The organism is Roseobacter sp. HKCCA0434 (assembly GCF_032464675.1).
Classification (GTDB): Bacteria; Pseudomonadota; Alphaproteobacteria; order Rhodobacterales; family Rhodobacteraceae; genus Pontivivens.
Genome location: NZ_JAWDKL010000001.1, coordinates 331,440 through 351,081 on the forward strand (window position 1 = coordinate 331,440; position 19,642 = coordinate 351,081).

Sequence of the window (19,642 nt, forward strand, 5' to 3'; positions counted from 1 at the left end):
GCGGTCGCCGAGCCGCGAGAGCTTTTCGCGACCATGCCCTTGCATCCCCGGTCGAGTCCAATGATGCTCCGGATCATCAGAAAAATTCAGGGAGATTTTTTCATGACCAAGCCAATCACCGCACTTGCAGCGGCGCTTCTCGTCTCCACCAGCCTCGGCGCGAGTGCCGAGACCCTGCGCTGGGCGCGCGCGGGCGACAGCCTAACGCTGGACCCGCATGCGCAGAACGAAGGCCCGACGCACACGCTGGCGCACCAGATCTACGAGCCTCTGATCATCCGCGACACCGCGGGCGAGTTCCAGCCCGCGCTGGCGACCGACTGGGCGCCCAGCGAAGAGGATCCCAACGTCTGGGTCTTCAACCTGCGCGAGGGTGTGACCTTCCACGACGGATCGGCCTTCACCGCCGAAGATGTCGTGTTCAGCTTCGAGCGCGCAAAGTCCGAAACCTCGGCGATGAAGGAGCTTCTGGGCTCGATCACCGAGATCCGCGCCGTGGACGACCTGACGGTCGAGTTCGTCACGGACGGCCCGAACCCGATCCTGCCCTCGAACTTCACCAACCTGTTCATCATGGACAAGGAGTGGACCGAGGCGAACGAGACGGTCGCCGTGCAGGACATCGCCAATGGCGAGACCAACTTCGCCACGACGAACACCAACGGCACCGGGCCCTACGTGCTGGAAAGCCGCGAGCCCGACGTGCGCACGGTGCTGAGCCAGAACCCTGATTACTGGGGCATGGACGAGTTCCCGATGGAGGTGACCGAGATCATCTACACCCCCATCCAGAACGCCGCGACCCGCATCGCAGCACTGCTGTCGGGTGAGGTCGACTTCATCCAGGACGTTCCGGTGCAGGATATCGGCCGGGTGAACGAGACCGACGGGCTGGTCGTGAAAACCGCGCCGCAGAACCGGACGATCTTCTTCGGTATGAACCAGGGCGCCGACGATCTGGAGAACGACAGCGTCGAGGGTGAGAACCCGTTCGCGTCCCAGCAGGTGCGTCAGGCGATGAACCTCGCGATCAACCGCGATGCGATCCGCCAGGTCGTGATGCGGGACCAGTCGGTGCCCGCCGGCATGATCGCGCCGCCCTTCGTCAACGGCTACACCGAGGAGTTCGACGCCTACTCCACCGATCTGGAGCAGGCCAACGCCCTGATGGAAGAGGCAGGCTACGGCGACGGCTTCTCCGTGCAGCTCGACTGCCCGAACGATCGCTACGTCAACGACGAGGCGATCTGTCAGGCGGCCGTCGGCATGCTGGGCCAGATCGGCATCACGGTGAACCTGAACGCGCAGCCCAAGGCGCAGCACTTCCCGCTGATCCAGAACAAGACCACCGACTTCTACATGCTCGGCTGGGGTGTTCCGACCTATGACAGCGAGTACGTGTTCAACTTCCTGGTGCACACCAGCGGAGACGACATCGGCACCTGGAACGCCACCGGCTATTCCAACGAGGAAGTCGACGGCATGATCCGGACGCTCGCCTCCAACACCAACCTGGAAGAGCGCGACGCGACCATCGCCGACATCTGGACCCAGGTGCAGGAGGACGTGCTCTACCTGCCGATCCACCACCAGGTGCTCAACTGGGGCATGACCGATGCCGTGGGCATCGAGGTGTCGCCCGAGGACGATCCGAAGTTCAAGTTCTTCGAGATGGGCGAGTGATCCTGTCGAAATGACGAGACAGGGCCGGCGTTCGCGTCGGCCCTGCCGCATTTTCGAGTAGATCGTCACGCCATTCTTTCCGACGCGAGCCGTCGGAACACAGACTGATTTTCCGAAATTACAATGGCTTGCCGCAGCTTTCTCACACCACTTGAGAAGGTCCGAGGCCGGGTGCCGACCCCTGCCCGGTGCGTCGATCGACGGGTGAAACGGGTGTGGGCGCCGTGGGGCCCGGCTGCCGCGAGGACAGGCCATGCAGCCCTCGAAACAGCCCTTGACCCCCGGACGGATTCCGTGAAGTTGAAACAATGCTGACCTATATTGCCAAGCGCGTCTTCCAGAGCGTCCTCGTCCTCCTCATCGTGGGACTGGTGGCGTTTTCCATGTTCCGGTTCATCGGCGATCCGATCGAGCAGCTTCTGGGTCAGGAGCGCACGGTCGGGGATATCGAGCGGCTGCGCGAGAGCCTGGGCCTCAACGATCCCTTCGTCGTGCAGTACTGGGATTTCCTCGTGCGGGCCGTGCAGGGCGACTTCGGCATCTCCTACCGGCAGGGGCGCGAGGTGTCGGAGATCCTGCTCGAACGGCTGCCCGCGACGCTGGAGCTGGCCTTCGTGTCGGGCGTGCTGGCGCTGGGGCTGGGCATCGCGCTCGGCGTGTTCACCGCGATCCGGCGCAACGGCGTGGGCGCGAACCTCGTCATGTCGCTGTCGCTGATCGGGGTCAGCCTGCCGACCTTCCTGATCGGGATCCTGCTGATCTACATCTTCTCGGTCGAGCTCGACATGCTGCCCAGCTTCGGTCGCGGCGAGGTGGTGGACCTCGGATTCTGGTCCACCGGCTTCCTGACGGTGTCGGGCCTCAAGGCGCTGATCCTGCCGTCGATCACGCTGGGCCTCTACCAGATGACGCTGATCATGCGGCTCGTGCGTTCCGAGATGCTTGAGGTGCTGCGTCAGGACTATGTCCGCTTCGCCCGCGCGCGCGGGTTGAAGGAGCGGGCCATCAATTTCCGTCATGCGCTCAAGAACACGATGGTGCCGGTCATCACCGTCACCGGCCTGCAGCTGGGCGCCATCATCGCCTTCGCGATCATCACCGAGACCGTGTTCCAGTGGCCCGGCGTGGGTCTGCTGTTCATCAACGCGGTGCAGTTCGTCGACATCCCGGTGATGGCCGCGTACCTGATGCTGATCTCGGTCATGTTCGTGTGCATCAACCTGATCGTCGACCTTCTCTACGTCGCGATCGATCCGAGGCTTCGCACATGAGCGACATCACTCCCCCCGTTCCCCGCACCGAGGACGAGCCCGCCCGGCCCGGCCGCATTGCGCGGCTGCGTCAGAGCGACCTGTGGTACGACTTCACCCATTCGCCAGTGGCGATGGTCTCGGGCGCGCTGGTTCTGATCCTGGTGCTGTCGGCGGTCTTCGCGCCGCTGATCGCGCCCTTCGATCCGTTCAATCCGGCGTCGCTCAATCTGATGAACGGCTTCTCCGCGCCGATGGAGCCCAACGCCTTCACCGGCGACACCTTCGTGATGGGCACCGACGATCAGGGGCGCGACGTGCTCTCGACGATCCTCTACGGGATGCGGATCTCGCTCTTCGTCGGCTTCGCCGCGGTGGGGCTGGCGATGCTGCTGGGGATAACCCTGGGGCTGGTCGCGGGCTATGTCGGCGGGCGGACCGAGACGATCATCATGCGCATCGCCGACATCCAGCTGACCTTCCCCGCGATCCTGGTGGCCATGCTGATCTTCGGCATCGCCAAGGGGATCACGCCGGTGCAATACCGCGACCAGATGGCGATCTGGGTGCTGATCCTAGCCATCGGCCTGTCGGACTGGGTGCAATTCGCCCGCGTCGTGCGCGGCGCGACGATGGTGGAGCGCAGCAAGGAATACGTGCAGGCCGCCCAGCTGATCGGACGCTCCGGCCCCGCGATCATGCTGCGTCACATCCTGCCCAACGTGCTGTCGCCGGTGCTGGTGATCGCGACGATCTCGCTGGCGCTCGCCATCATCGCCGAGGCGACGCTGAGCTTCCTCGGCGTCGGCGCGCCCCCGACGCAGCCGAGCCTCGGTACGCTGATCCGCATCGGCCAGGGCTTCCTGTTCTCGGGCGAGTGGTGGATCCTGTTCTTCCCCGCCGTGACTTTGCTGGTGCTGGCGCTGAGCGTGAACCTGCTCGGCGACTGGCTGCGCGACGCGTTGAACCCGAGGCTGAAATGACCCTGCTGACCATCTCCGACCTCACGGTCAAGTTTCCGACCCGGCGCAAGGTCTTCACCGCCGTCGCGGGGGCCGACCTGACGGTCGAGCCGGGGCAGATCCACGGGCTCGTGGGAGAATCCGGCGCGGGCAAGAGCACGATCGGCGCGGCGGTGATGGGTCTGCTCGACAAGCCCGGCCATATCGCGGGCGGCACGATTCATTTCCGCGAGGACGCCATTTCGGGCCGCGACCGGGCCGCGATGCGCTCGCTGCGCGGCAAGAAGCTGAGCATGATCTTCCAGGATCCGCTGACCTCGCTCAACCCGCTGTTCACGGTGGGCGAGCAGCTGGTCGAGACGATGGTGGAGCATCTCGACATCTCCGAAGGCGAGGCCAAGCGGCGGGCGATCGACCTGCTCGACCGCGTGGGCATCCCCGACCCCAAGACCCGGATCGACCAGTATCCGCATCAGTTCTCGGGCGGGATGCGACAGCGCGTGGTGATCGCGCTGGCGCTGTGCTCGGAGCCGGACGTCATCATCGCGGACGAGCCGACCACCGCGCTCGATGTATCGATCCAGGCGCAGATCCTCGACCTGATCAAAAGCCTCGCACGCGAGCGACAGGTCGGCATCATCCTGATCACGCATGACATGGGCGTGATCGCCGACACGACGGACGTGGTGACGGTGATGTATCAGGGCGAGGTCGTGGAAAGCGGGCCGACCGCGCAGGTGCTGGGCCAGCCGTCGCATGCCTACACGAAGTCGCTGATCGCCGCCGTGCCGCGGCCCGAGGTGAAGCTCGCCCGGTTCCCGCAGGTCAGCTATGGCGGGCGCGAGACGCGGTTCGCGATCGAGGACCTCGCGCGCAACTGGCCCAGCCAGCCCGCCCCCGAGGGCCCGTTGATCGAGGCGCGCGGCCTGACCAAGCGGTTCCTTCAAAAGGGCTCGCTGCTGCCGTCGCGGCGGGAATATTTCACGGCCGTGGACGATGTGAGCTTCGAGATCCGGCCCGGCGAAGTCTTCGGCCTCGTGGGCGAGAGCGGATCGGGCAAATCGACGATCGCACGGATGATCGCGGGGCTCTACCCGCTCGACGGTGGCGAGGTGCGGTTCGCGGGCGATCGGGTGGACGATGCCACGGGCGCCGACCTGACCGAGTATCGCCGCCAGATCCAGATGATCTTCCAGGATCCGTTCAGCTCGCTCAATCCACGCCACCGGGTCGATGCGATCGTGACGGAGCCCGCGCGGCATCTGGGGACGATCCCCAAGGCGGAGATTCCCGCTCGCGTGGCCGAACTGCTCGACCGCGTGGGCCTCGGCGCCGATGCGGGGCGCAAATACCCGCACGAGTTCTCGGGCGGGCAGCGGCAGCGCATCTCCATCGCGCGGGCGCTGGCGACGCAGCCGCGCTTCCTGATCTGCGACGAGCCGACCAGCGCGCTCGACGTGTCGATCCAGGCGCAGATCCTCAACATCCTCAAGGATCTGCAGGAGCATCTGGGCCTGACCATGCTGTTCATCAGCCACGACCTGCCGGTGGTGCGCCAGATGTGCGACCGGGTCGGCGTGCTGAAGGGCGGAAAGCTGCTGGAAGTGGCGGAGACGGAGACGCTGTTCGAGGCGCCCGAGAGCGACTACACGCGCGAGCTGATCTCGCTGATGCCGCGCACGGATGCGCTGTCGCGCGAGGGGCTGACGGAGGCCTGACCCCCGGCAGCCCGCGCGGGGTCAGAGCGCTTCGCGGAACTGCTTGAAGAACTGGTCCTTCTGCTTGCGGGTCCATTCCACCCCGGTCAGCATCCGCAGGTCGCGTGTCTCGGTCGTCTGCACCAGCTTGCGCGCGTGCAGCCAGGCCAGCGCCTCGCCCGCGCTGACGGGCAGGTTCAGCTCCTCGGTCAGGATCGGGTCGCTGACCGCCTCGTCTATCTGCTCGAGCAGCGCATCGACATTGCGGCCCGTCACGGCGGAGACGGCGATGTGGCGCGCATGGCGTTCGGCCACGCGCTCTGCGGCGGCGAGCTCGCCCTCGCCCAGCAGGTCGACCTTGTTCCAGACCTCGATCATCTCGTCGCGCCGCGCCTCGCTGACGCCGAGGCTTTCGAGGATGTCGCGCACGTCCGCCGCCTGCGCCTCGCTTTCGGGATGGGAGATGTCGCGCACGTGCAGGATCAGATCGGCGTCCAGCACCTCCTCCAGCGTTGCGCGGAAGGCGGCGACGAGCTGCGTGGGCAGGTCGGAGATGAAGCCCACCGTGTCCGACAGGATCACCTTCTGCCCCGAAGGCAGCTCGATAGCGCGCATGGTCGGGTCGAGCGTGGCGAAGAGCATGTCCTTGGCCATCACGTCCGCACCGCTCAACCGGTTGAACAGCGTCGATTTACCGGCATTGGTATAGCCGACGAGGGCCACGATAGGATAGGGCACCTTGGCCCGCGCCTTGCGGTGCAGGCCACGGGTCTTCACGACCTTTTCCAGCGCGCGGCGGATCTGGTTGATCCGTTCGTCGAGCGCGCGCCTATCCGCCTCGATCTGCGTCTCGCCGGGGCCGCCGACGAAGCCGAGGCCGCCGCGCTGGCGTTCGAGGTGGGTCCAGGACCGCACCAGCCGCGTGCGCTGGTAGCCGAGGGCCGCAAGCTCCACCTGCAGGACGCCCTCGCGCGTCTGCGCCCGGTCGGCGAAGATCTCCAGGATCAGGCCGGTCCGGTCGAGGATCTTGCACTTCCACGCCTTTTCGAGGTTGCGCTGCTGCACGGGGGTCACGGGGCCGTCGATGACGACGAGCTCGATCTCCTCCCCCCGCAGCCAGTCGGACAGCTCGTCGGTCTTGCCGGAGCCAAAGAGGTAGCCCGCCCGCGGCGCCGGGACCGGCACCACGCGCGCCGCGATCACGTCGAGATCGCCGAGCGCCTCGGCCAGCGACACGGCCTCGGCCAGCGCGTTCTCGGGCGCACGCCGCTGGGCCTGCCGTCGCAGGTCGGGATGAAGGACGACGGTGCGCGTCGGCTGACGCGCGGTATCCTCAATCTGCATCGGGTTCGTAGAGGTTCACCGGCTGGGACGGCATGATGGTGGAGATCGCGTGCTTGTAGACGAGCTGGCTCTGTCCGTCGCGGCGCAGGAGCACGCAGAAATTGTCGAACCAAGTGATGACGCCCTGAAGCTTCACGCCGTTGACGAGGAAGATCGTCACCGGGATCTTCGCCTTGCGCACGTTGTTGAGGAAAGCGTCCTGAAGGTTCTGCTTGTCGCCGGCCATGCCACACACTCCGAAGTTGGCGAAACCCGTGTTTCGCGGATCGTTTCTTGTTCAGGTCTCCATAGTGGGTCGAACGCGCGGGTATTTCCAGTGGGCGACGCGAAAAAACCGTACGATCAACTGCGCCAGAAGCCGGGATTGAGCAAGGCGATCAGGGCCAGCGTCTCGAGCCGACCGAGCACCATCGCGCCCGCAAGGATCATGTGCACCACGGGCGCGAAATCGGCATAGCGACGCGGCGCGTCATGCAGGATCAGGTAGCCCGGCCCGGTATTGGTCAGCGACGCGGTGCCCGCGCGCAATGCCTCCTCGAAGGGCAGTCCCGCCGCCGTCAGGGCCAGCATCGTGACCGCGAGCGTCGCGAGGAACAGCATCAGGAAGATCCAGGCGATGAACGCGCCTTGCGTCCGGATCCGCCGCGCCGTGGCCCCGGCCCCGCCCACGGAATGGGGCAGCGTGAGACGGCGCAGCTCCCGCTCCCCGTGGCGGTAGAGCGCGTAGATCCGCAACAGCTTCACCCCGCCCGCGGTGGTGGCGACCCCGCCGCCTATCATCGACAGGCCCATCAGCAAGATGCCCGGCGTCGGCAGGCCCGACCAGCGCTGTGCGTCGTCCCAATAGGCGCTCTCCAGCCCGAAGGTCGTGAGGAAAGAAAGCACGGTGAAGAGCGCCCCCCAGGCGGCCCGGATTGCCAGCACCACCTGATTGACGCTCTGCCCGCTGCCGTCGAGTTCCAGCGCGCCGATCCAGTGCCGCAGGAACAGGGCGCCGGGCAGGATCAGGCAGATGGCGATCAGCAGGCGCAGTTCGGGGTCGCGGCCGACCTGCTCGACGCTCATCCGGCGGCGCGGGTCGTAGACGATGGCCGTGGCCCCGATCAGCAGGAACAGCGCCATCGCGATCTCGGCCCCCGCGCTGCCACCGGCCGCCGAGACGTTGGAGACCGGCAGGATGCCGGAGGTGGAGAGCACCGCCATCGCCGTCATGCCCGCCTTGACCGGGCCCTGCCCCATCAGCATCAGCAGGATCATCAGCGCAGCCGTCAGCGTGACGTAGACCGGGGCGACGATGCTGGCCGCGCGCGACAGCCGCTCGCCCGCATCGGCCATCGCGAGGTGATTGCGCGCGGTCGCCCGCTTGCGCCCGGTGATGACCGCCTGCACCTCGAAGCCGCCTATATTGAGCGGCAGCATGATCGCGACCGCCGCGAGCAGGATCAGGAAGCCGCCGCTCCACGCCACGAGGCCGCGGTAGAGATGGACGGTGACCGGCACCGACTCGGGCCTATCGAAGACAGTCGCGCCAGTGGTGGTCAGGGCCGAGATCGCCTCGAAATAGGCGACCATCGGCGTCAGCGTCGGCACCACGGCGATGAGCGGCAGCATCAGCCAGACCGGCAGGACGAGATAGGCCCCCATCAGCGTGAGCAGGTGTGAGCGCGCAGTCACACGCCCGCGACGGTTCGCGAGCGCCAGCCCGAACAGCGCGCAAAGGAAGAAGGTCAGCCACGCGCCGTAGAAGAAGGGCCGCGCGCTGTCGTGATCGTCGAGCATGTAGCCCAGCACGCTGGTCACCAGCATCACGGCCCCGCTGCCCGCGAGCAGGTAGATGAACAGCGGCAGCCGGTGCCAGGGCAGCATCAGAAGAAGTCGACCGAGACGCGGAACATCCGCTCCACCTGCGGGACCTGCCCGGCCATCGCGAAGATGGTGACGCTGTCGCCTTCGGCGATCACGGTCTCGGCCCGCGGGATGACCAGCTCGCGCCCCTTGCGGATCGCGCCGATGATGGCGCCCTCCGGCATGTGGGTGTCGCGCACCCGCTTGCCCGCGATCGAGGAGGTCGAGAGGACCTGCGCCTCGATCACCTCCGCCTCCGCATCGCCCACCGAATAGACGGCGCGGATGCGCCCGTGGCGGACATGGCGCAGGATCGAGCTGACCGTGGTGCCACGCGGGTTGATATATGCGTCGATGCCGAGCGGCTGCATCAGCGGTGCCAGCGAGGGATCGTTGATCAGGCAGACCGTCAGCTTCGCGCCCAGCGATTTCGCCCGTGCGCAGGACAACAGGTTGGTCTTGTCGTCGTCGGTGACGGCGAGGAAACTGTCGATGCTCTCGATCCCCGCCTCTTCCAGGATATCCTTGTCGAGCCCGTCGCCGTTCAGGACGATCGTCCGCTCCAGTGCATCGGCGGCGAATTCCGCGCGTGTGCGGTCGCGCTCGATCACCTTGAGCCGCGTGCGCTTGCCCTGCGCCTCCAGCGCCTTGGCGACGCCGAGGCCGACATTGCCGCCGCCGAGGATCAGCGCGCGATTGCCCGCGCTCGCCGACTTGCCGAAGATCTCCAGCGTGCGGTCCACGTCCTCGTTCGCGGCGAAGAGGTAGATCTGGTCGCCCGCGAAGAGCTGGTCGTCACTGTCGGCGACCCGCAGCCGCCGGTTGCCGGTGCGAATGCCCACCACATAGGCACGCAGGGTGGAGAACAGCTCGGTCAACTGTCGCAGCGGCGTGTTGAGCACCGGGCAGTCCTCGTCCAGCGTCAGGCCCAGAAGCTGTACCGTGTTGTCGAAGAAGCCGTGGATCTCGAAGGCGGCGGGCGCGGAGAGGCGGCGAAGGGCGGCCTCGGCCACTTCCTTTTCCGGCGAGATGATGACGTCGATCGGCATGTGGTCCTGCCGGTAGATGTCGGACCATTCGGGATCAAGATAGCTCTGCGCGCGCACCCGCGCGATCTTGCGCGGGACGGTGAAGACGGAATGCGCGACCTGGCAGGCGATCATGTTCACCTCGTCCGAGAAGGTCGCGGCGATGATCATGTCCGCGTCACGCGCGCCCGCCCGTTCCAGCACGTCCGGGTGCGAGGCGAAGCCGGTGATGCCGCCCACGTCGAGCGAATCCGTGATCTGACGCACCAGGCCGGGATCGTTGTCGACCACGGTGATGTCGTTGTTTTCGGAAGCCAGGTGCCGGGCGATCTGCCAGCCCACCTGCCCCGCGCCGCAGACGATGACCTTCATCGCGCGCGCCTGTCTGCGTCAGACTTCATCGCCATCCTCCTCATCCTCGATGGCGGCCATGCGGGTGCCGCCGCGCGACAGGGTGACGATGCCGAGCGATTTCAGCTTCCGGTGCAAGGCGGAGCGCTCCATGCCGACGAAATTGGCGGTGCGCGAGATATTGCCGGAGAACCGGTTGATCTGCGCGATCAGGTATTCGCGCTCGAACACCTCCCGCGCCTCGCGCAGGGGCAGGCCCGCCAGCGCCGCGCTGAGCGCATCGCGCCCGCCCGGCTCGGCGCCGTCGGTCTCCTGCGGCAGCTCGCTGACCGCGATCTCGCCCTCGTCGGGGCCGAGGATCAGGATCCGCTCGATCATGTTGCGCAGCTGGCGGACATGGCCGGGCCAGGGCAGCGTCTGGAACATGGCGGCGGCGTCCTCGGACAGCTCGCGCATCGGCAGGCCCTGCTCCTCGTTGAGCTGCTTGGTGAAGTACTCGACCAGAAGCGGGATGTCCTCGCGCCGGCTGTCGAGGCCCGGCACCTCCAGCGGCACGACGTTGAGGCGGTGATAGAGGTCCTGGCGGAACCGGCCTTGCTCGATCTCGTGGTTGAGGTTCTTGTTGGTGGCCGAGACGACGCGCACGTCCACGCGCACCGTGTCCGCCCCGTTGATGCGGGTGAAGGCCTGGTCGACCAGCACGCGCAGGATCTTGCCTTGCGTCACGGGCGGCATGTCGGCCACCTCGTCGAAGAACAGCGTGCCGCCATGCGCCCGTTCGAACAGGCCCGGATCGTGGGCGCGGCCCTCGTGCTCGACGCCGAACAGCACCTCCTCCATCCGGTCGGGCTCGATCGTGGCGGAGGGCACGATGACGAAGGGCTGATCGGCCCGGTCGGATTGTGCGTGCAGATAGCGCGCGGCCACGTCCTTGCCCGATCCGGGCGGGCCGCTCAACAGCACCCGGCCCTTGGACTTGGCCACCCGGTCCAGCTGCTGGCGCAGGGCGCGGATCGCGCCGCCATTGCCGATCAGCTCGGTGCGCGGGCCGCTCTGCGTCCTGAGCGCCGCATTCTCCCGCCGCAGGCGCGAGGTTTCCAGCGCCCGGTTCACGGTCATCAACAGCTTGTCGATGTTGAACGGCTTTTCGATGAAGTCGTAGGCGCCCTGCTTCACCGCGGCGACGGCGATCTCGATATTGCCGTGGCCCGAGATGATGATGACAGGCACCGAAGGATTGTCGCGCTTGACGGTCTTGAGGATCTCGATCCCGTCCATGCGGCTGTCCTTCAGCCAGATGTCGAGGATCATCAGGTCGGGCGCGCGGGTGTTCATTTCGGCCATGCAGGTGTCGGCGTCGCGGGCGGTGCGCGCGCCATGGCCCTCGTCCTCCAGGATATCCGCGATCAGCTCACGGATATCGCTTTCGTCATCGACGATCAGGATGTCCGAATTGGCACTGTCAGGCATGTTCAGTCTCGCTCGCTAACTCGGTCCGGCCCGCGCCGTCGATCAGGGGCAGCACCAGCACCGCCTCGGCACCCTGCCCGGGTTCGGGTGCATCGGCCCCCGCCTGCTGCAGCACCAGCGTGCCGCCATGTTCCTCGACGATCTTGCGCACGATCGGCAATCCCAGTCCCGTTCCCTTGTCCCGGTGGGTCACGTAGGGCTCGAACAGCCGCTCCGCCGGGCCTTCGGGAAGGCCCACCCCGTTATCGGTCAGGCGGAGGGTGGCCGTCCCGTCGCCGATGTCAAGGGAGACGCGGATTCGGCCCTCGACGGCATCCCCTGTCTTTTCGACACGGGTTTCAATGGCTTCCGCGGCGTTCTTCAACAAGTTGTTGAGCGCCTGGTCCAGCATGGTCTCGTCCGCGTCGATCATCACGGGGCCGGGTGGCAGGTCGCTGACGATCGCCACCTCCTCCGGCCCGTTCTGGCGCAGCAGCACCGCGTCGCGCACCAGCTTGACCAGATCGGCGGGAGCCTTGCGCGGCTCGGGCATGCGGGCGAACTGACTGAACTCGTCGACGATCCGGCGCAGGTCGCCGGTCTGGCGCACGATCACGTCGGAATACTGGGCAAGGCCCGCGGCGTCGTCCTCGTCCAGCTTGCGGCCGTATTTGCGCTTCATCCGCTCGGCGGCGAGCTGGATCGGCGTCAGCGGGTTCTTGATCTCGTGCGCGATGCGGCGGGCCACGTCGCCCCAGGCGGCCATGCGCTGCGCGCTCATCAGGTCGGTGATCGCGTCGAAGGTGACGACGAAGCCGTCGCGCCCGCCCGCCAGCCGGTGCCGCGCGATGCGCACCAGCAGCTGTTCCTCGCGGTTCGGGGTCTCCAGCGCAATCTGCACCTGCACGCTGTCGCGGCCCTCATCCAGCAGCTTGCGGAAGGGGGCCTCGAACTCGGGGATCGCCTCGGCCAATGGCCGGTCGTCGAGCGCGCCGCGCTCCAACCCCAGGATGGCGAAGACCGCGTCGTTGGCGACCTCGACCCGCCCGTCGGGGTCGAGCCCGATCACGCCCGCGCTGACGCCCGACAGCACGGTCTCGAACAGCTGGCGCGCCTGCTCGCTCTCGGCCCCGGCGGCGACCAGCGCGTCGCGCTGCCGCTTGACCTGCGCGGTCATGCGGTTGAAGGCGCGGCCGAGCATGGCGATCTCGTCCTCGCCGCTCTCCTCCTTCACGCGCATGTCGAAATTGCCCGAGCCGACCTGCGCCGCCGCCCCCGCCAGCCGGGCGACGGGCCGCGACAGCCGGTCGGCGAACCAGAAGGCCAGCCAGATCGCCGCCAGCACCACGATCAGCGCGAAGCCCAGATAGATCAGCGCGAACTCGAACAAAAGCTCGCCCCGATCCGTCTCCAGCTGGCGGTAGAGCATGACCGTGGACTGCGTTTCATCCAGCAGTTCCAGAATCTTGCCGTCCACGTTTCGCGTCACGTAGAGATAGCGGTCGGCGAAGCTGCCCAGATGGATCAGCGCGCGGAACTCCGACGCCTCCCAATCCTCGATGATGACCGGATCGCCCGAGACGCGCGCGGTGTCGAGCAGAGCGGGCGTCGGCGGCTCATATCCGAACAGGTAGGAGAGGTTGCCGCGCGCCTGCAACTGCGCCGCTCCGTCGATGATATAAGCCTCGGCCAGCTCCCGCTGCATCTGCGCCTGCCCCGCGGACAGCAATTCGCGCAGTTCCGCCGGCGTGATCAGGGGATAGCGCGCCTTGTTGCGGTCGAGGTAATCGGCGAGCAGCTGCGCATCGGCGACGAGGTTCTCGCGATGCTCGGTTTCGTAGGCCTGCGCGGCCGCGAAACTGTTGCCGACGACGCGCTGCACCCGCTCGGAAAACCAGCCCTCCAGACCGAAATTCACCGTGATCGCAGCGAAGACGGCGACGAGGATGGTCGGCCCCAGCGCCACGATGGCGAAGACGGTGGTCAACCGCGAGTGCAGCCGCGACCCGGCGGAGCGGGCGCGGCGCGCGGCGACCATGCCCGCGATCCGGTGCGCGACCAGTCCGGCCAGCGCGATGATGTAGACGAGGTCCAGCGTCAGGACGAGCCGCAACAGGTCGGAGGTGCTCGACCCGATCCCGTCGAAGGCGGCCCAGGTCGCGAAGGCGAGCACGGGGCCGAGCGCCACGATCAGGAAGGTCATGGTCGAACGCACCGCGCGCCGCCTGCGCCAGGTCTCGACGCGCGACATCGCGCGTAGCCAGAATCGGCGGTTACTCATCAACACGATGCTCGGGGCCTTTCGGGCGCCTGTTGCAAAACTACGACAACTTCTTCCCGCGTGTGACCGGGATGTCAAGGTCGCGGATCTTCTTGCGCAGCGTGTTGCGGTTGATGCCGAGCAGGTCAGCGGTCTTCACCTGGTTGCCGCGCGTCGCCGACAGCGCCAGCGCGATCAGCGGCATCTCGACCTCGCGCAGGATGCGGTCGTAAAGTCCGGGCGGCGGCAGCTCGTCGCCATGCAGCGCGAAATAGCGCTCCAGATGGCTCTCCACCGCCTCGCCCAGACGCTGCCCGTCGGCCCCGGCGCGCGGGGTGGCCACGGCTGGGCGGGCGGACAACTCCTCCAGCACGTCGGCCTGCGAGATCACGTCATCGGGGCACAGGACCGCGAGGCGGCGCATCAGGTTCTCCAGCTCGCGCACGTTGCCGGTCCAGCTCTCCTGCTTGAGCGCATCGAGCGCGGTGGTCGAGATCGACTTGCGCGGCAGGCCCTCGCTCTCGGCCCGCGCGAGGAAGGCGCGGGCGAGATCGGGGATGTCCTCCAGCCGGTCGCGCAGGGGCGGCAGGCGCACCGGCACGACATTGAGCCGGTAGAACAGATCCTCGCGGAACCGCCCTTCCTCGATCAGGGCGCGCAAGTCCTGATGGGTCGCGGCAATGATGCGCACGTTGGCCGGAATCGGCTGGCGCCCGCCGATCCGTGTGAACTCACCCTCCTGCAACACACGCAGCAGGCGGGTCTGCGCATCGGCGGGCATGTCGCCGATCTCGTCGAGGAACAGCGTCCCGCCCGAGGCATTCTCGAACCGTCCGGTATGGCGCTCGGTCGCGCCGGTGAAGGCGCCCTTCTCGTGGCCGAAGAGCTCGCTCTCGATCAACTCGCGCGGGATGGCGGCCATGTTGAGCGCGACGAACGGCCCCTCCTTGCGCCCGCCGAAATTGTGCAGGGCCTTGGCGACCAGTTCCTTGCCGGTGCCGCTCTCGCCCGTGATCATCACGCTGAGATTAGTGTTCATCAGCCGCGCCATGATGCGGTAGACGTCCTGCATCGCGGCAGAACGCCCGATCAGCGGCAGGTTCTCGTGCAGCGGATCGACCGCCGCGGGCCGCTCGGAGGGGCGCTGCTTCTGCCCCAGCCCCTTGCGCACCTGGTCGAGCACCTCCTTGAGGTCGAAGGGCTTGGGCAGATATTCGTAGGCCCCCGCCTCCGCCGCGCGGATCGCGGTCATCACCGTGTTCTGGGCGCTCATCACGATGACCGGCAGGTCGGGCCGCTTGCGCCGGATGGCGGGCAGCAGGTCCAGCCCGTCGCCATCGGGCATCATCACGTCCGTCACGACGATGTCGCCCTCGCCCTCCTCGACCCAGCGCCACAGCGTGTTGGCCGAGCCCGTGGCCCGGACGCGGCAGCCCGCGCGGGTCAGCGCCTGGCTCAACACCGTGCGGATCGCGCGGTCGTCATCGGCGAGCAGGATGGTTCCGTCCATCAGGCTTTCTCCTTCCAGATGGGCAAGAGCAGGCGGAACGCGGTCCAGCCCGGCTCGCTCTCGCATTCCACGACGCCGCCATGCTGGTCGACGATCTTCGACACCAGCGCGAGGCCGAGGCCCGATCCCGCCGCCTTGGTGCTGACAAATGGCTCGAACAGGTCGGCCTTGATCTCGGGCGGCACGCCGTTGCCATTGTCGAGGATGCTGATCTCCAGCGGCAGGCTCTCACGCCCGCCGCCGGGCAGGCTCAGCATCACGCCGGGGCGATAGGCCGTGCGCAGGGTGATCATGCCGCCGATCTTGGGGGCGGCCTCCGCAGCGTTCTTGATGAGGTTGAGCATGACCTGCATCAGCTGGTCGCCATCGCCCGGCGTCGGCGGCAGGGAGGGGTCGTAATCCTCGACGAAGCGGACCCCCTTGGCGAAGCCCGCCTGTGCCGACATCTTCGCCCGGTTCAGCACATCGTGCACGTTGACCGGGTCGCGCGCGACGGGTCGCAGGTCGCCGAACTGCTCGACGCGGGCGAGCAGCGCCTCGATCCGGGCGCATTCCTCGCGGATCAGGGTCGTCAGCTCCCGGTCGTCATCGGCGAGGTTCATGGCCAATAGCTGCGCGGCCCCGGAGATGCCGGCGAGCGGATTCTTGATCTCGTGCGCCAGCATCGCCGCCATCCCCGTGACCGAGCGCGCGGCCGAGCGCGAGGAAAGCGAGCGGTCCATCTTCTCCGCGATGGTGCGCGGTTGGAGTTGCAGCATGACCAGCCCGCCGTCGATCGGGGCGACCTGCACATGGGCGAGGCGGGGCTTGCGATCCTTCCACGCCAGTTCGATATCGTGCTGGGCATAGGACACGCCGCGCGCCCGCGCCTGCGCCACCATGTCGAGCAGGACCGCGCCATCGCCGAGAAAGCGCGACAGCTGCCGCCCGCGCATCTGGCGTTCGGACAGGCCCAGATAGTTCTCGGCCGCGAGATTGGCGTTGCGGATCTCGCCCTGCGCACCGACGATCAGCGACGGATAGGTCTGGGCGTTCCAGACGAGTTCGTAATCGAGGCTCATGCCGCCACCCGCCCTGCATCGCCGACCGCCATCGCGATCAGCGCGGGGATCTTCGCGGGATCGGCGGCGGTCAGGATCTCGCGCCGCAGCGGCGCAGGCGTGGCAAGGTCGTCCATGTACCAGCCCAGATGCTTGCGCGCGCATTTCAGACCCATCTCGATCCCGTAGAAGTTGAGCATCGCGGCGTGATGCTCGCAGATCAGGTCGGTCAGGGCGGAACCCTGCGGCACGAGCGGCGCGGGCGCGCCACTCAGCGCCGCGGCGATGCGCGCGATCTGCCAGGGGCGGCCCTGCGCGCCGCGCCCGACCATCAGCCCTGCCGCACCCGAGGCGGAGAGCGCCGCGCGGGCCGAGACCGCGTCGACGACGTCGCCATTGGCGATCACCGGCACGTCCACCGCATCGACCACCGCGCGGATCGCGTGCCAATCCGCCTGCCCCTTGTAGAACTGACACCGCGTGCGCCCGTGGATCACGATCATCCGGACGCCCGCCGCCTCGGCCCGCCGGGCGATCTCGGGCGCGTTGTGGCTGTCACCGTCCCAGCCCAGCCGCATCTTCAGCGTCACGGGCACGTCGACCGCGCCGACCACCGCCTCGATCAGGCGCAGCGCGTGGTCGGGCTCGCGCATCAGGGCCGAGCCGGAATAGCCGTTCGTCACCTTCTTGGCCGGACAGCCCATGTTGATGTCGACGACGCGCGCGCCGCGATCCGCGACCAGCTTCGCGCATTCGGCCATCCAGTAGGCCTCGCGCCCCGCGATCTGCACGCTCGCGGCGCCGAGGTCGCCGTGCACCTCCGCCCGCGCGCGGGCCGAGGGACGGGCCTGCACCATTTCCTGGCTCGCCACCATCTCCGACACCACGAGGCCCGCGCCGAAGCGGTGCACCAGCCGCCGGAACGGCAGGTCGGTGATCCCGGCGAGCGGCGCGAGAAGCACGTTCGTGTCGAGGGCCAGCGGGCCGATCTTCAGGGTCATTGCCGATTTCCTGTGCAGAAGTCCGCGATAGCCCAGAATTGAGGCACGATCAACCGATGCCGTCCATCTTGCGCCCCTGCCTGCTTTGCCACATCCTGCCGCTCCCCGAGTCTCGCTGACGGAGCCGCCATGCGCACCGCCGCCATCATCGTCGCCGCCGGACGCGGCCGCCGGATGGGCGGCGACGTGCCCAAGCAATATCTCGACCTCGGCGGGGAGCCGGTGCTGGCCCACACGCTGCGCGCGATGGCGCGGCTGGTCGACCGGGTACAGGTGGTCATCCATCCCTACGACATGGATCTCTACGACCGCGCTGCACGGGATCTCGACCTGCCTGCCCCAGTCATGGGCGGCGAGACGCGTGCGCAAAGCGTGCGGGCGGGGCTGGAGGCGCTGGCCGCGGATCCGCCCGATCACGTGCTGATCCACGATGGCGCCCGTCCCTTCGTCGGCGCGGCCCTCGTGGACGGCGTGTTGACGGCACTGAAGGACGGCGCCCAGGGCGCCTGCCCCGTGCTGCCGGTGGTCGATGCGTTGTGGACGGTCGAGGGCGACCGGATCGACGCCCCGCGCCCGCGCGACCTGCTGACCCGCGCGCAGACGCCACAGGGGTTCGACTTCGCCGCTATCCACGCCGCCCATGCCGGGAACGGCCATGACCTGCCCGACGACGTCTCCGTCGCACGCAAGGCAGGGATCGAGGTCGTCACCACCCCCGGCGACGAGCAGAATTTCAAGATCACAACCCGCGCGGACCTCGCCCGCGCGCAAAGGAGCCTTACCATGACCCCCTGCACGGGAACCGGCTTCGACGTTCACCGCCTGGTCGAAGGATCGGGCGTCACGCTTTGCGGCGTCGAGATCGCGCATGACCGCGCGCTCAGCGGCCATTCGGACGCGGATGTCGCGATGCACGCCATCACCGACGCCATCTTCGGCGCGCTGGCCGAGGGCGATATCGGCCAGTGGTTCCCGCCCTCGGACCCGCAGTGGAAGGGCGCGGCGAGCGACATCTTCCTGAAAAAGGCGGTCGAGCGGGTGGCCGAGCGCGGTGGGCGGATCGCCCATCTCGACTGCACGATCATCTGCGAGCAGCCCAAGATCGGCCCCCACGCCAGCGCCATGCGCGAGGTGATCGCGGGCTTGTGCGACCTGCCGGTCGACCGGATGAGCGTAAAGGCCACGACCTCCGAAGGGCTGGGTTTCCCCGGTCGCGGCGAGGGGATCGCCGCGATGGCGTCGGCCACGGTGCTGTTGCCATGATGGCCCGCGCGATCGCCACGTTCGGCTTCGTCGGCCTGCTGCCCAAGGCGCCGGGAACCTGGGGCAGCCTCGCCGCCCTGCCGGTGTTCTGGGTTCTGCACGGGCTGGGGCAGTTCCCGCTCGTCCTGCTCGCCACTGCCGTCGCCTTCGGTGCGGGCTACTGGGCCACCGCGCGGATCGAGGCGCGCGAGGCCGCGCACGATCCGGGCTGGATCGTCATCGACGAGGTCGTCGGCCAGTGGATCGCGATGTATCCGCTCAGCTTCGGGCTGTGGTGGATGGGGGCGGACCCGTGGTCCTTCGCCTGGCCGGGCTTCGTGCTGGGCTTCGCGCTGTTTCGCCTGTTCGACATCTGGAAGCCGGGTCCGGTCGGCTGGGCGGACCGCACGGGCGGCGCGCTCGGGGTCATGCTCGACGACGTGTTCGCCGGGATCATGGCCGGGATCTGCGTCGGGGTGCTCGGCGCGCTCGCGCATCTGGTGGTGATGTGAACGCGGCGGACGTGCTCGCCGCCGCCCGCGCGCGCGGCTGGCGCATCGCCGTGGCCGAAAGCTGCACGGGAGGCCTGCTGGCCGGGGCGCTGACCGAGGTGCCGGGATCGTCGGACGTGTTTGACCGGGGCTTCGTGACCTATTCTTACCCCTCCAAGATCGCGATGCTGGGCGTGACGCAGGACGCGCTCGACCGTTACGGCGCGGTCTCGGAGGTCGTCGCCCGCCAGATGGCCGAAGGCGCGCTCGCAGCGTCCGAAGCGGACGTGACCGTCGCGATCACCGGCGTCGCGGGGCCGGGCGGGTCGGAGGAGAAGCCCGAGGGGCTGGTGCATTTCGCCTGCGCCACGCGCGCGGAAACGGTTGCGGTCGAAAAGCAGTTCGGCGCGTTGGGACGGTCTGAAGTTCGGGCGGCAACTGTCGCGCAGGCCTTGGAAATGTTGAGGTCTGCGATCGAAGCCGGATAGC

General features: G+C 67.8%; 16 protein-coding genes. 7 read left to right on the forward strand and 9 right to left on the reverse strand.

The window, feature by feature from the left end; genetic code table 11:
- The first annotated feature begins 102 nt into the window (after positions 1-102).
- From RX333_RS01670 to RX333_RS01685, 4 genes are all read left to right on the forward strand, one after another.
- Complete coding sequence (locus RX333_RS01670; protein ID WP_316013172.1) at positions 103-1,683, forward strand: ABC transporter substrate-binding protein; 1,581 nt, start codon at positions 103-105, stop codon at positions 1,681-1,683.
- Positions 1,684-1,991: 308 nt separating this feature from the next.
- The gene (locus RX333_RS01675; RefSeq protein WP_316013173.1) at positions 1,992-2,954 is read left to right on the forward strand and encodes an ABC transporter permease; all 963 of its coding nucleotides are present in this window, start codon (positions 1,992-1,994) and stop codon (positions 2,952-2,954) included.
- Positions 2,951-3,916, forward strand: coding sequence for an ABC transporter permease (locus RX333_RS01680; protein ID WP_316013174.1), 966 nt, complete (start codon positions 2,951-2,953; stop codon positions 3,914-3,916). The genes RX333_RS01675 and RX333_RS01680 overlap by 4 nt, the downstream gene beginning before the upstream one ends.
- Positions 3,913-5,613 (forward strand): ABC transporter ATP-binding protein, encoded by a 1,701-nt coding sequence (locus tag RX333_RS01685; RefSeq protein WP_316013175.1) that lies wholly within the window; start codon positions 3,913-3,915, stop codon positions 5,611-5,613. Before RX333_RS01680 ends, RX333_RS01685 begins: the two co-directional genes overlap by 4 nt.
- A gap of 21 nt (positions 5,614-5,634) precedes the next feature.
- On the opposite strand, the gene hflX is transcribed toward RX333_RS01685, so the two are convergent.
- The 9 genes from hflX to dusB all read right to left on the reverse strand — a co-directional run bounded on the left by hflX (position 5,635) and on the right by dusB (position 17,420).
- Positions 5,635-6,936, reverse strand: a complete 1,302-nt coding sequence (hflX, locus tag RX333_RS01690) for a GTPase HflX (protein ID WP_316013176.1) — start codon at positions 6,934-6,936, stop codon at positions 5,635-5,637.
- The gene (hfq, locus tag RX333_RS01695) at positions 6,926-7,162 is read right to left on the reverse strand and encodes an RNA chaperone Hfq (protein ID WP_316013177.1); all 237 of its coding nucleotides are present in this window, start codon (positions 7,160-7,162) and stop codon (positions 6,926-6,928) included. Before hfq ends, hflX begins: the two co-directional genes overlap by 11 nt.
- A gap of 116 nt (positions 7,163-7,278) precedes the next feature.
- Positions 7,279-8,802: a TrkH family potassium uptake protein gene (locus RX333_RS01700; protein ID WP_316013178.1), complete on the reverse strand. Its 1,524-nt coding sequence runs from the start codon at positions 8,800-8,802 to the stop codon at positions 7,279-7,281.
- Complete coding sequence (gene trkA / locus RX333_RS01705; protein WP_316013179.1) at positions 8,802-10,181, reverse strand: Trk system potassium transporter TrkA; 1,380 nt, start codon at positions 10,179-10,181, stop codon at positions 8,802-8,804. The genes RX333_RS01700 and trkA overlap by 1 nt, the downstream gene beginning before the upstream one ends.
- Positions 10,182-10,199: 18 nt before the next feature.
- On the reverse strand, positions 10,200-11,630 hold the full coding sequence (locus tag RX333_RS01710) for a sigma-54 dependent transcriptional regulator (RefSeq protein ID WP_316013180.1): 1,431 nt from the start codon (positions 11,628-11,630) through the stop codon (positions 10,200-10,202).
- Positions 11,623-13,890 carry a PAS domain-containing sensor histidine kinase gene (locus RX333_RS01715; RefSeq protein ID WP_316013181.1) on the reverse strand — a complete coding sequence of 756 codons (2,268 nt, stop codon included), beginning with the start codon at positions 13,888-13,890 and terminating at the stop codon, positions 11,623-11,625. The genes RX333_RS01710 and RX333_RS01715 overlap by 8 nt, the downstream gene beginning before the upstream one ends.
- Positions 13,891-13,930: 40 nt before the next feature.
- On the reverse strand, positions 13,931-15,379 hold the full coding sequence (gene ntrC, locus RX333_RS01720) for a nitrogen regulation protein NR(I) (RefSeq protein WP_316013182.1): 1,449 nt from the start codon (positions 15,377-15,379) through the stop codon (positions 13,931-13,933).
- Positions 15,379-16,440: a two-component system sensor histidine kinase NtrB gene (locus tag RX333_RS01725; RefSeq protein WP_316013183.1), complete on the reverse strand. Its 1,062-nt coding sequence runs from the start codon at positions 16,438-16,440 to the stop codon at positions 15,379-15,381. Before RX333_RS01725 ends, ntrC begins: the two co-directional genes overlap by 1 nt.
- A complete protein-coding gene (gene dusB / locus RX333_RS01730; protein WP_316013184.1) occupies positions 16,437-17,420 on the reverse strand; it encodes a tRNA dihydrouridine synthase DusB in 984 nt (327 codons plus the stop codon). Before dusB ends, RX333_RS01725 begins: the two co-directional genes overlap by 4 nt.
- A gap of 129 nt (positions 17,421-17,549) precedes the next feature.
- On the opposite strand from dusB, the gene RX333_RS01735 reads away from it, so the two are divergent.
- The 3 genes from RX333_RS01735 to RX333_RS01745 are packed head-to-tail and all read left to right on the forward strand — an operon-like array spanning position 17,550 to position 19,641.
- A complete protein-coding gene (locus RX333_RS01735) occupies positions 17,550-18,683 on the forward strand; it encodes a bifunctional 2-C-methyl-D-erythritol 4-phosphate cytidylyltransferase/2-C-methyl-D-erythritol 2,4-cyclodiphosphate synthase (protein ID WP_316013185.1) in 1,134 nt (377 codons plus the stop codon).
- Positions 18,680-19,174 carry a phosphatidylglycerophosphatase A gene (locus RX333_RS01740; RefSeq protein WP_316013186.1) on the forward strand — a complete coding sequence of 165 codons (495 nt, stop codon included), beginning with the start codon at positions 18,680-18,682 and terminating at the stop codon, positions 19,172-19,174. The genes RX333_RS01735 and RX333_RS01740 overlap by 4 nt, the downstream gene beginning before the upstream one ends.
- Positions 19,171-19,641 (forward strand): CinA family protein, encoded by a 471-nt coding sequence (locus RX333_RS01745; RefSeq protein WP_316013187.1) that lies wholly within the window; start codon positions 19,171-19,173, stop codon positions 19,639-19,641. The genes RX333_RS01740 and RX333_RS01745 overlap by 4 nt, the downstream gene beginning before the upstream one ends.
- Position 19,642 lies beyond the last annotated feature (1 nt).

Bases quoted from the DNA above. Each gene is read 5' to 3' on its own strand.
- RX333_RS01715 (WP_316013181.1), bottom strand. From the start codon at position 13,890: ATGAGTAACCGCCGATTCTGGCTACGCGCGATGTCGCGCGTCGAGACC.
- RX333_RS01685 (WP_316013175.1), top strand. From the start codon at position 3,913: ATGACCCTGCTGACCATCTCCGACCTCACGGTCAAGTTTCCGACCCGG.
- RX333_RS01670 (WP_316013172.1), top strand. From the start codon at position 103: ATGACCAAGCCAATCACCGCACTTGCAGCGGCGCTTCTCGTCTCCACC.
- trkA (WP_316013179.1), bottom strand. From the start codon at position 10,181: ATGAAGGTCATCGTCTGCGGCGCGGGGCAGGTGGGCTGGCAGATCGCC.
- RX333_RS01735 (WP_316013185.1), top strand. From the start codon at position 17,550: ATGCGCACCGCCGCCATCATCGTCGCCGCCGGACGCGGCCGCCGGATG.
- RX333_RS01740 (WP_316013186.1), top strand. From the start codon at position 18,680: ATGATGGCCCGCGCGATCGCCACGTTCGGCTTCGTCGGCCTGCTGCCC.
- dusB (WP_316013184.1), bottom strand. From the start codon at position 17,420: ATGACCCTGAAGATCGGCCCGCTGGCCCTCGACACGAACGTGCTTCTC.
- RX333_RS01725 (WP_316013183.1), bottom strand. From the start codon at position 16,440: ATGAGCCTCGATTACGAACTCGTCTGGAACGCCCAGACCTATCCGTCG.
- RX333_RS01700 (WP_316013178.1), bottom strand. From the start codon at position 8,802: ATGCTGCCCTGGCACCGGCTGCCGCTGTTCATCTACCTGCTCGCGGGC.
- RX333_RS01675 (WP_316013173.1), top strand. From the start codon at position 1,992: ATGCTGACCTATATTGCCAAGCGCGTCTTCCAGAGCGTCCTCGTCCTC.
- RX333_RS01710 (WP_316013180.1), bottom strand. From the start codon at position 11,630: ATGCCTGACAGTGCCAATTCGGACATCCTGATCGTCGATGACGAAAGC.
- RX333_RS01680 (WP_316013174.1), top strand. From the start codon at position 2,951: ATGAGCGACATCACTCCCCCCGTTCCCCGCACCGAGGACGAGCCCGCC.
- hflX (WP_316013176.1), bottom strand. From the start codon at position 6,936: ATGCAGATTGAGGATACCGCGCGTCAGCCGACGCGCACCGTCGTCCTT.
- hfq (WP_316013177.1), bottom strand. From the start codon at position 7,162: ATGGCCGGCGACAAGCAGAACCTTCAGGACGCTTTCCTCAACAACGTG.
- ntrC (WP_316013182.1), bottom strand. From the start codon at position 15,379: ATGGACGGAACCATCCTGCTCGCCGATGACGACCGCGCGATCCGCACG.